The organism is Photobacterium sanguinicancri (assembly GCF_002265265.1).
Lineage (GTDB): Bacteria > Pseudomonadota > Gammaproteobacteria > Enterobacterales > Vibrionaceae > Photobacterium > Photobacterium sanguinicancri.
Genome location: NZ_NOIF01000192.1, coordinates 1 through 9,434 on the forward strand (window position 1 = coordinate 1; position 9,434 = coordinate 9,434).

General features: G+C 44.6%; 9 protein-coding genes. 2 read left to right on the top strand and 7 right to left on the bottom strand.

Annotated elements, in window-relative coordinates; genetic code table 11:
• Positions 1-212: 212 nt before the first annotated feature.
• From ASV53_RS20450 to rppH, 5 genes are all read right to left on the bottom strand, one after another.
• Positions 213-1,064 carry a thymidylate synthase gene (locus ASV53_RS20450; protein WP_094958457.1) on the bottom strand — a complete coding sequence of 284 codons (852 nt, stop codon included), beginning with the start codon at positions 1,062-1,064 and terminating at the stop codon, positions 213-215.
• A 183-nt stretch (positions 1,065-1,247) separates the two neighbouring features.
• Positions 1,248-2,054, bottom strand: coding sequence for a prolipoprotein diacylglyceryl transferase (lgt, locus tag ASV53_RS20455; protein WP_094958458.1), 807 nt, complete (start codon positions 2,052-2,054; stop codon positions 1,248-1,250).
• Between the two features lie 31 nt (positions 2,055-2,085).
• The gene (locus ASV53_RS20460) at positions 2,086-2,889 is read right to left on the bottom strand and encodes a sulfite exporter TauE/SafE family protein (protein ID WP_094958459.1); all 804 of its coding nucleotides are present in this window, start codon (positions 2,887-2,889) and stop codon (positions 2,086-2,088) included.
• A gap of 9 nt (positions 2,890-2,898) precedes the next feature.
• Entirely contained in the window at positions 2,899-5,154 is a 2,256-nt protein-coding gene (gene ptsP / locus ASV53_RS20465; RefSeq protein WP_094958460.1) for a phosphoenolpyruvate--protein phosphotransferase, read from the bottom strand.
• Positions 5,155-5,195: 41 nt separating this feature from the next.
• A complete protein-coding gene (gene rppH, locus ASV53_RS20470) occupies positions 5,196-5,717 on the bottom strand; it encodes an RNA pyrophosphohydrolase (protein ID WP_062691271.1) in 522 nt (173 codons plus the stop codon).
• Positions 5,718-6,525: 808 nt separating this feature from the next.
• Here rppH and mutH point away from each other — a divergent pair.
• Positions 6,526-7,209 carry a DNA mismatch repair endonuclease MutH gene (gene mutH, locus ASV53_RS20475; protein WP_062691270.1) on the top strand — a complete coding sequence of 228 codons (684 nt, stop codon included), beginning with the start codon at positions 6,526-6,528 and terminating at the stop codon, positions 7,207-7,209.
• 22 nt (positions 7,210-7,231) lie between these two features.
• Here the strand turns inward: mutH and ASV53_RS20480 are convergent, their stop codons facing one another.
• Entirely contained in the window at positions 7,232-7,534 is a 303-nt protein-coding gene (locus ASV53_RS20480) for a DUF6482 family protein (RefSeq protein ID WP_094958461.1), read from the bottom strand.
• 232 nt (positions 7,535-7,766) lie between these two features.
• On the opposite strand from ASV53_RS20480, the gene ASV53_RS20485 reads away from it, so the two are divergent.
• Positions 7,767-8,801, top strand: coding sequence for an NADP(H)-dependent aldo-keto reductase (locus tag ASV53_RS20485; protein WP_094958462.1), 1,035 nt, complete (start codon positions 7,767-7,769; stop codon positions 8,799-8,801).
• Positions 8,802-8,889: 88 nt separating this feature from the next.
• Here ASV53_RS20485 and ASV53_RS20490 read toward each other — a convergent pair whose 3' ends face one another.
• Entirely contained in the window at positions 8,890-9,135 is a 246-nt protein-coding gene (locus tag ASV53_RS20490; protein ID WP_062691267.1) for a hypothetical protein, read from the bottom strand.
• Between the last annotated feature and the right edge of the window lie 299 nt (positions 9,136-9,434).

Here is a 9,434-nt window from a genome sequence, read left to right on the forward strand (position 1 = left end):
TAGGCTAACGCTTCCTGCTCGACAAGGCACGTAGAGGACTTTCACCTCCTAGGTTGACACCATGCTCGGCGCACAACAAAAAGCCCCGTGAGATGATTCTCACGGGGCTTTTTTAATGATGATTAGTTAGAGCTAATAACGAATATATTGAGGAGACTATTAATGTACAGCTGCAACTTTCATTACTTAACTCGCACAAACCAACTCAGCTTTTATACAGAAAATGGATATTTAATCGCTTCATGATGCTCATAACCCACGACTTCAAAATCATCCATTGTTACCCACGTTTCTAAATCTTCAAGCGATTTGATTTTAGGGTTGATGATTAATTGTGGTGATGCAAACGGCTCACGCTGAAGTTGAACATCACGCATGAGCGCTAATTGATCTTCATAAATGTGAGCATTAACAATTTTGTGGTACGCCTTACCTGCTTTCAAGCCTGTGATTTGTGCCATCAAGGCTAGTAAGGTGAATACCTGAATTTGATTGAAGTTTAGGCCTAGCGGCACATCGCATGAACGCTGGTAACTTGTGAGATGCAGCGTATCGCCAAGTAGCGAGAAGGTGTGGGTGTGCATACAAGGGCGAAGGCATCCTAAATCAAATTCACCTAGGTTATAGAACGTCATAATTTCACCGCGGTCATCGATGCCCTTAGACAGGTTATCGACAATCTTACGCAGCTGATCGATAGTTGTGCCATCCGGCTTTTGCCAACTACGGCCTTGTACACCATATACTCGGCCCATGTCGTCATGGCCTTTACGATGCGGGTTATTCAACCATGCTTGGTTTTCATTGGCATTCATGTCCCAGGTTTTAGTCCCTAATGCACGAAAGTCAGCCGCGTTATCATATCCACGTAAGTAGCCCAATAACTCTGCAATCGCCGATTTCCAAAAGCTTTTGCGGGTGGTGATCAGTGGAAATTCGTTATTGGCGACATCGAACGTTAAGTCAGCATTCACAACGGTTAAACAACGTTTGTTAGTGCGTTCGTTTTCAATCCAAACACCGTCGTCAACAATACGCTGACAGAGATCTAAATACTGCTTCATCGTTCTACTCGCTCGTCATTAAACCGAAAAGAATGCGAAAACACCTTCGGCTACTCGAAAAATTGTGGCCGATCTTACCAGAAATCGCGTTTGTTTTTTGAAGAAATACCATGTTCTCCTGAAAACCAGCCATAAAAAAAGCAGCTCTAATAAGCTGCTCTTTTCTTCTATTTAAGAGGGTGTTTATGCAGTTTTGCCTTTAGGCTGCATTTTATACGCCCATAACATCATTAACAGCCCACCGATCACCATAGGCAACGACAATATTTGGCCCATGCTGATCCAACCGCCAAATAACCCAAGCTGCGCATCCGGCTCACGGAAGTACTCCACAATAAAGCGGAAGCTACCGTAACCAAATAGGAACAAGCCTGATGCTGCGCCCGCAGGACGTGGCTTACGGATAAAGAGATTAAGGATAATCAGCAGCACAACACCTTCAAGGAAGAATTCATACAGCTGTGAAGGGTGACGAGGCAGTGGCCCTCCCGTTGGGAATACAATCGCCCAAGGCACATCACTCACTCGGCCCCAAAGCTCACCATTAATAAAGTTACCTAAACGGCCAACACCTAAACCAAACGGCACAAGTGGCGCAACAAAGTCTGCAACCCCAAAGAAAGTACGGCTATTCTTATAGGCGTACCAGAACATTGCCGTGATCACACCAAGTAAACCACCATGGAAGGACATGCCTCCAGTCCATACTTGGAATAGGTAAAGAGGATTATCTAAGAACAAGCCAAAGTTATAAAACAGCACGTAACCAATACGCCCGCCAAGTACAACACCAAGAAAACCAGCAAACAATAAGTCGCTAACTTGCTCGCGTGTCCAACCGCTATTCGGTTTATCTGCACGACGGTTGGCTAACCACATAGCAAACACAAAACCGAGTAGGTACATTAATCCGTACCAGCGAATTGCTAGCGGACCAATTTCAATTAATATCGGGTCGATATTAGGGAATGTAAAAAATCCTTGGCTCATTCAAGTTATCTCATTGTGTTATTCAGCGGGATTAACCGATGAACATTTTGAAACTGATAAAAAGTAAAAAAACAGCGAATATTTTCTTTAACGTTGGCGTCGGCATTTTACTTACCAATGCTGCACCATAGCGGGTTGTTAACATTGATGTCGAGACGATCCCAATTAAAGCGGGTAAATAAACATAACCCACACTCATCGGGGGTAGCGCTTCATCTCCCACACCAGCTGCAATAAAGCCTAGCATACCGGCAACAGCAATAATTGCTCCAGCCAATGAAGCACTGCCAATCGCACGGCGCATTTCAAGACCATGCCAATTTAAATAAGGCACAGTAAGTGAACCACCACCAATACCGGCAAGGCTTGACACAACACCAATCACACCACCACTACAGATACATTTCGTCGAGCTAGGTAATGTGCGTTGGTGGGTCGAAAAACGAATCGACGCTAACATTTGCAAGGCAAGGAACAGGACTATCCCCGCAAAAATCTTTGGCAACAATGCCGCAGGGACAAGTTCAGCTATAATGCTGCCGCCCAAGCCACCAAGCACAATACCTGGCGCCAGCATCTTTACCACTTTAAGATCAACGTTACCTAATCGCAGGTGATTGCGCGCAGATGATCCCGATGTCAGCACGATACTGGCTAATGACGTCGCGAGGGCGATATGCATGACCATGTCATTGGCAATACCAACCTGCGGTAATAACCACACTAACGCGGGCACCACCAGTAAGCCACCGCCAATTCCTAACAAGCCAGCGAGTAAACCTACAACACTACCTAGCACCAAGCACATGGCAAACAGCCATAACGTGGATTCCATTTATTGACCCTACTTACCTGCACGAATAAAGCCGCCAAGACCTTTGTCTTCGACGAAACGAGTTGTTGTCGCTCTAACATCCGTCGCCAAAGACGACATCATTACTTGTTGCGTCAATGCCGACATTTCATCAGAAGTGATCTGACGAAGGATATATTTAATTTTGGCTACGTTACGCGTATTCATACTCAGCGAACGATAGCCCATGCCCACCAGCAACAGCGCACCAACAGGATCACCTGCCAACTCGCCACACACACTAACAGGAATACCAAGTTGCTGACTAGACGTTAAAATATGCTTCAATGCATGTAAAACTGCAGGGTGTAATGCATCATAGACATTGGCAACCCGTGCATTGTTCCGATCAACAGCTAATAAATATTGGGTTAAATCGTTACTTCCCACCGAAATGAAGTCTACTTTGCCTTTCAACGCTGGCAATTGATACAAAATTGAAGGCACTTCGATCATGATCCCTAAGCGAGGACGATGCAGTACTTTACCCTGTTGCTGCGCATGTTTGCTCACTTCCTCAAACGCACGTTCAATCAAAATAATCGATTCATCTAATTCAGCTACCCCAGAGATCATCGGTAGCAAAATATCCATATTATCTAAACCAATACTGGCTTTTAACATCGCCCGTACTTGGATCAAAAATATTTCGGGATGATCCAAGGTAAATCGAATACCACGCCAGCCGAGGAAAGGATTATCTTCTTCGATGGATAGGTAAGGTAGAGGCTTATCACCACCAATATCAAGGGTCCGCATCACCACTGGTTTATTCGGGTATAGCGCCAGAATAGAGCGATATTGTGCCGTTTGTTCTTCCTCAGAAGGGAAACTGCGCTGCAATAAAAAAGGGACCTCTGTCCGATATAAACCGACACCATCGACACCACGGTTTACAGCAATACTGGTATCGGCACTCAGACCTGCATTAAGGTGAACATAAACACGCTGGTTATCTTTGGTAACCGCACATTTAGCTAATGCACTTTCGACCGTTTTGTCTAACTCATTTTCTTCGCGTAATAAACGTCGGTATTCTTTTAATACATGGCGATTGGGATTCACCAAAAAATCCCCGCGATAACCATCAACAACCACTTGGCAGTTATGGATTTTCTCAGGGATAAAATCGACCCCCATAATCGCAGGAATACCGAGAGCGCGAGATAAGATTGCAGCATGTGAGTTCGCTGCACCTTCTTGTGCCACTACCCCTGCCAATTTATCGCGAGGAATGGTCGCCAACATTGCAGCAGTTAATTCTCGCGTTAACAGTACACGCGGTTCATCCCACTGATATTCAATGACATCTTCATTTTGCAAAAAGAACAACAGGCGCTGACCGAGCTCACGAATATCATGCGCACGCTCTTTGAGATACGCATCTTTCATATTAGAGAAACGAGTCGAATACGCTTCCACCACTTGACGGATTGCCCACTCAGCTTGATCACCCGATGCCACTTTCGCAAACAGATCTTTACGTAACATAGGATCATTGAGCAGATGGCTGAACAGATCAAAAATCGCCAATGTTTCTTTATGAAGCTCACTATCAAAACGTTTACGTAGCCGACGAAATTCATTACTCGCCAGATCAATTGCAATCGTAAGACGCTCTTTCTCATTATCTAAATTAAGTGAAGAGGCAGGTAATACGTGCTCTAAACGTGGCTGGTTATCATCCCACCATGCTTTCGCAACTGCGACCCCTTGCGACGAAGCAGAACCAATTAAATGCAAACCATCATGCTGATCTGGCCACATACCTTGTGCTTTAGCATGGGCAAGGATCACCGCGAGCTGCGCCGCGAGTGTCACCATGAAGGATTCTTCGCTTTCATCGAACTCACGGCGATCTTTTTGCTGAATAACCAGTACACCTAACACTTTACGCTGGTGCGTTATCGGGGTACCAAAGAAAGAACCAAAGTGCTCCTCTCCCGTACCAGGTAGGTGTTTAAATTGGGGATGCGATCGCGCATTGGCGATATTGATAGGTTCGGCACGACGGCCAACTAACCCGACTAAGCCTTCGTCAAAACCCATGCCAACATGGTGTCGGGTTTTGACAAGGCCCTGCGTTGCCATCAAGGTGTATTCCTGACGTTTATAGTCAGCGATATACACCGAGCAACAATCGGTATTCATTGCCTGGCAGGTGCTGATCACTAACTGGTCGAGCGCATCGATCAGGGTTTCAGCACTGGCAACTTTTTCTACAATTTCTCTGAGCTGTGTCAGCATAAGCTGTTTTGCGCCTTACTTTAGAGTGGGCATCTGCAAGCTTAACGGCGACCCTTGTGACGCTTCACTCTACGCTCTTTACGTTCCTTAAATGGCATCGCCACTGCGGCAAATTCTTTTAGTGCACGTCGGTATACATCGCGCTTAAAAGACACCACCTGACGCACCGGATACCAATAACTGACCCATCGCCAACCATCAAATTCCGGCGTGCTCCCACGCTGCATATTCACCTTTGACTCATCGCATTCTAGGCTAAGCAAAAACCATTTTTGCTTCTGCCCGATACAAACGGGTTTCGAGTCCCACCGCACTAGACGTTTAGGCAATTTATAGCGCAGCCAATGGCGGCTGGAGGCTATGATCCTTACATCCTTTTTGGTAAGCCCTACTTCCTCATACAATTCTCGGTACATGGCTTGTTCTGGGGTTTCCCCTTCATCAATGCCACCTTGTGGAAACTGCCAAGAATGTTGTCCATATCGTCGAGCCCAGAATACCTGGCCGTGGCTATTACAGATAACTATCCCGACATTAGGACGGTATCCATCGCCATCTATCACTGGACGACCTCATTATAAATCTCTATTACGCCTGATTTTTTCATAGATCGGGCAAAAGGTTAACAAACATTCGAATTATTAACTGTTTTTTCCTACTTAGCACTCAGTTTCTGGATAACTCAACAATGGAGGTTGTTTTATAAACAGCTAAGTGAGAGGTAACCCACATTTATTCACTTTTTCTGTGGATAGATTTGTGAAGAAGCAGGCTTTACGTGAATAAAGCACCTTATCAACAATAAACAATCAAGTTCAAAAAACAAACGAATAATAATAAATAAAAATAAAAACATACACTTAACGCAGTTTTATTTATACAGTGAATAGACATCAAGTGACTAAAACACCATCAAAAACGGATTGGTCAAAGATCCATCAATTGTGGAATTATCCACATTACGGCAATCTTTGCAGTGGTAACAGCCTCGCCATATCGTTTAAAAACCCAACAAACCCCTGTGTATATATCCAGAAGCCAGTGTTGTATTTTTTTTAGGCAAAACTCCTGTGGATATCTTTCCTGCGGATCATGATAATGCCATTTATAGTCATAAATAAAAAAGTGAAAAACACGTCCCCCTTAACTCTATAACGTAATTTTTTACCTTAGTATCATGCAGTTAATATAAAACCAATAATCGATGGCACCGACACTCATCAAAAAAAATGCCTCGTAACATTAGGATCGTTCAAAGAACCACCATAACGCCACAAAGATCCAGCCACGCTTATCATCAATACGTCCGTCACTTATGATAAAATATTCACGTAACATCACCCGAAAATGTTAACTCTGAAGATGCCCAGTATGACGCGTATTTCTACCCCCTTACCACCCCAGACTGAACAAGAACTGCTTAGCCGCGCACAAGCGTTAGCTGGCCTAACACTCGGGGAACTTGCAGCCCAAGCAGGGATCATTCCGCCACCCGATCTGCGTCGAGATAAAGGTTGGGTTGGTCAGTTACTTGAGTGGCACTTAGGGGCAAGCGCGGGCAGCAAACCCGTTCCTGACTTTATCGAGTTAGGCATAGAGCTTAAAACAATTCCTATTGGCTATCACGGCAGACCATTGGAAACGACCTTTGTTTGTGTCGCACCACTGATTGGATTACATGGTTTAAATTGGGAAAACAGCCACATTCGACATAAATTGGCCAAGGTATTATGGGTGCCCGTCGAAGGGGAACGTGATATTCCGCTAGCGGATCGCCATGTTGGATCACCACTATTATGGCAACCATCAGAAGAAGAAGAGAACCAGCTTCGCCAAGACTGGGAAGAGCTCATGGACATGATTGTATTAGGCCAAGTAGAACTTATTACGGCTAAACATGGTGAAGTACTGCAATTACGCCCCAAAGCTGCCAATAATAAAGCACTAACGGAAGCGTACGGCGCCAATGGCCAACCAATAAAAACACTCCCTCGTGGTTTTTATATAAAGACTCACTTCACCGCAGCCATTCTCGCCAAACATTTCATCATCTAAACATGGCTCATTCGCTCTGACATTACAGAGTAATCGTCATGTCTTGGTGACAACAAGATAGTTGATTATCAGATGAAAATTCATCATAAGGGTCAATGACTCGTAGCGTTACAGTATCTATCCCTAAAGGTTTTAAAAGCTCACCAACTTGCTCCATATTCCGAAATGTGAGCATGCCATCTGCGTCATCTTTTAATGGTACTAACTGGTGCTTAAACTCAATCTCCATCAAGTAATCCGCCATACCAGCATGACTTGTTACGATACATTTCGGTTTGGGTTGCTGCGGCGATTTCAGCCAGTGCTTTAGCTGCGTTAACTTCATCAGTCGCATCCTGTCGATTGTGCATGAGTTTAACTATGTGTCACATTCCCTCACTCAGCAAGTAAATGGCGGTCGACTTCTGCATAAACTCCCGTTAAGTTAATAAGATATACCCTGCCAACAAATGCTATTTCGCTTGCACGCTAGGGTGATACTACCTCACCGCCTGTTGAACAACCGCAGGGACAGTGCATGCAGCATATTTATGGTACTTGCAGTCCAAGGAGGGCTAATGAAATATCACCGCATTCCCCATTCCTCACTAGAAGTCAGCAAGATTTGTCTTGGCACCATGACTTTTGGTGAACAAAACACAGAATCAGAAGCACATAACCAACTCGATTTCGCCTTTGAGCGCGGGATAAATTTTATTGATACAGCTGAAATGTACCCAGTCCCTCCCAATAAAGAAAGCCAAGGGTTAACAGAAACCTATATTGGCAATTGGCTTGAAAAGACCGGACTACGCAGTAAAGTAATATTGGCAACGAAAATCGCCGGGCCACGTAACCTACCGTATATCCGCGATAATATGGCACTTGATCACCGTAATATTCATGATGCCGTAGATGCCAGCCTTAAACGCTTAAAAACAGATTACATCGACCTATACCAACTGCATTGGCCGCAACGAGAAACCAACTGCTTTGGTCAACTGAACTATGAATATAAAGAAGATAATTCAGGCGTGACTATTCTGGATACGCTAGAAGCATTGGCTGAATTACAACGAGCTGGGAAAATTCGCTACATTGGCCTCTCCAATGAAACGCCTTGGGGCGTAATGTCCTTCCTAAAATTAGCCGAGAAACACAATCTTCCCCGCGTGATCTCAATCCAAAATCCTTATAGTTTGCTCAACCGCAGTTTCGAAGTCGGGCTCTCTGAAATTAGCCATCACGAAGGTGTTGAGCTCTTAGCCTACTCACCACTAGCATTTGGGACGCTAAGTGGTAAATACCTCAACGGTGCTAAACCTGCAGGAGCACGGTGTACTTTATTCGAGCGTTTCTCACGTTATTTCAACCCACAAGGCGTCGCCGCAACACAAGCCTATGTCGACATCGCCCATAAACATGGGCTCGATCCTGCACAAATGGCATTAGCTTTTGTTAATCAACGTCCTTTTGTCGCAGCAAACATTATTGGGGCGACGAATCTTGACCAATTGGATGCCAATATCAAGAGTATTGATCTCAACCTAACTGACGATGTTTTACAGGATCTCGCCGAAGTCGGTGTGCAATATTCTAACCCTTGTCCATAACGAACCATCCCCGCATAGGCGGGGATGATTATCTGGTATTATTTATTCAGCCCTGTCACTCTCATACGTAATAGCGACAGGGCTGCTATTACGTGAGCTGTCTGGATCGAAACTCTCGTCGGAGGTGACGTGTTTTGCGTTGAGCAAGAGATGCCCCAAACTCAACCTCTAGACGACGATCTTTACCGATACCGATATCTCTTAGCAAGTGATCAGTAAGGTGTGGAAAATCCACTTCAATTCGACGATTTGCGTGTCGCCATGCTTGTTGCTCACGGTGAAGATCAGCACGAACTAATAGTACAGCTAGGCGTAAATAAACGGATTGGCGCATAATTTAACTCTCCATAGTTAATATTGGAGGGTCACAGATGCTGACGAGATCAAACTTTTACTGCAAGTAACCGCGACAGTATCCGCGGCCCTGAGTTACAGCGGATGGCTGTTATTGTGTTGAATTTTTTGAAGTATCACTAAAGTGCGCACAACATGTATGCATCGGGAAAATAATCATGGTCGCCTCCTAGTGAATGTGGGGGTAGGTGTTAAAGATGTGTAAATTTTAACCACTACAGAGAATTAAACAAGTACAAATATTCATCAAAATGAATAAAGCATTTTTATGCTACTTAC

What these genes read in the sequence shown, in the direction of transcription:
- ASV53_RS20450 (WP_094958457.1), bottom strand. Translation starts at nt 1,064, where the DNA reads ATGAAGCAGTATTTAGATCTCTGTCAGCGTATTGTTGACGACGGTGTT.
- lgt (WP_094958458.1), bottom strand. Translation starts at nt 2,054, where the DNA reads ATGAGCCAAGGATTTTTTACATTCCCTAATATCGACCCGATATTAATT.
- ASV53_RS20460 (WP_094958459.1), bottom strand. Translation starts at nt 2,889, where the DNA reads ATGGAATCCACGTTATGGCTGTTTGCCATGTGCTTGGTGCTAGGTAGT.
- ptsP (WP_094958460.1), bottom strand. Translation starts at nt 5,154, where the DNA reads ATGCTGACACAGCTCAGAGAAATTGTAGAAAAAGTTGCCAGTGCTGAA.
- mutH (WP_062691270.1), top strand. Translation starts at nt 6,526, where the DNA reads ATGACGCGTATTTCTACCCCCTTACCACCCCAGACTGAACAAGAACTG.
- ASV53_RS20480 (WP_094958461.1), bottom strand. Translation starts at nt 7,534, where the DNA reads ATGAAGTTAACGCAGCTAAAGCACTGGCTGAAATCGCCGCAGCAACCC.
- ASV53_RS20485 (WP_094958462.1), top strand. Translation starts at nt 7,767, where the DNA reads ATGAAATATCACCGCATTCCCCATTCCTCACTAGAAGTCAGCAAGATT.
- ASV53_RS20490 (WP_062691267.1), bottom strand. Translation starts at nt 9,135, where the DNA reads ATGCGCCAATCCGTTTATTTACGCCTAGCTGTACTATTAGTTCGTGCT.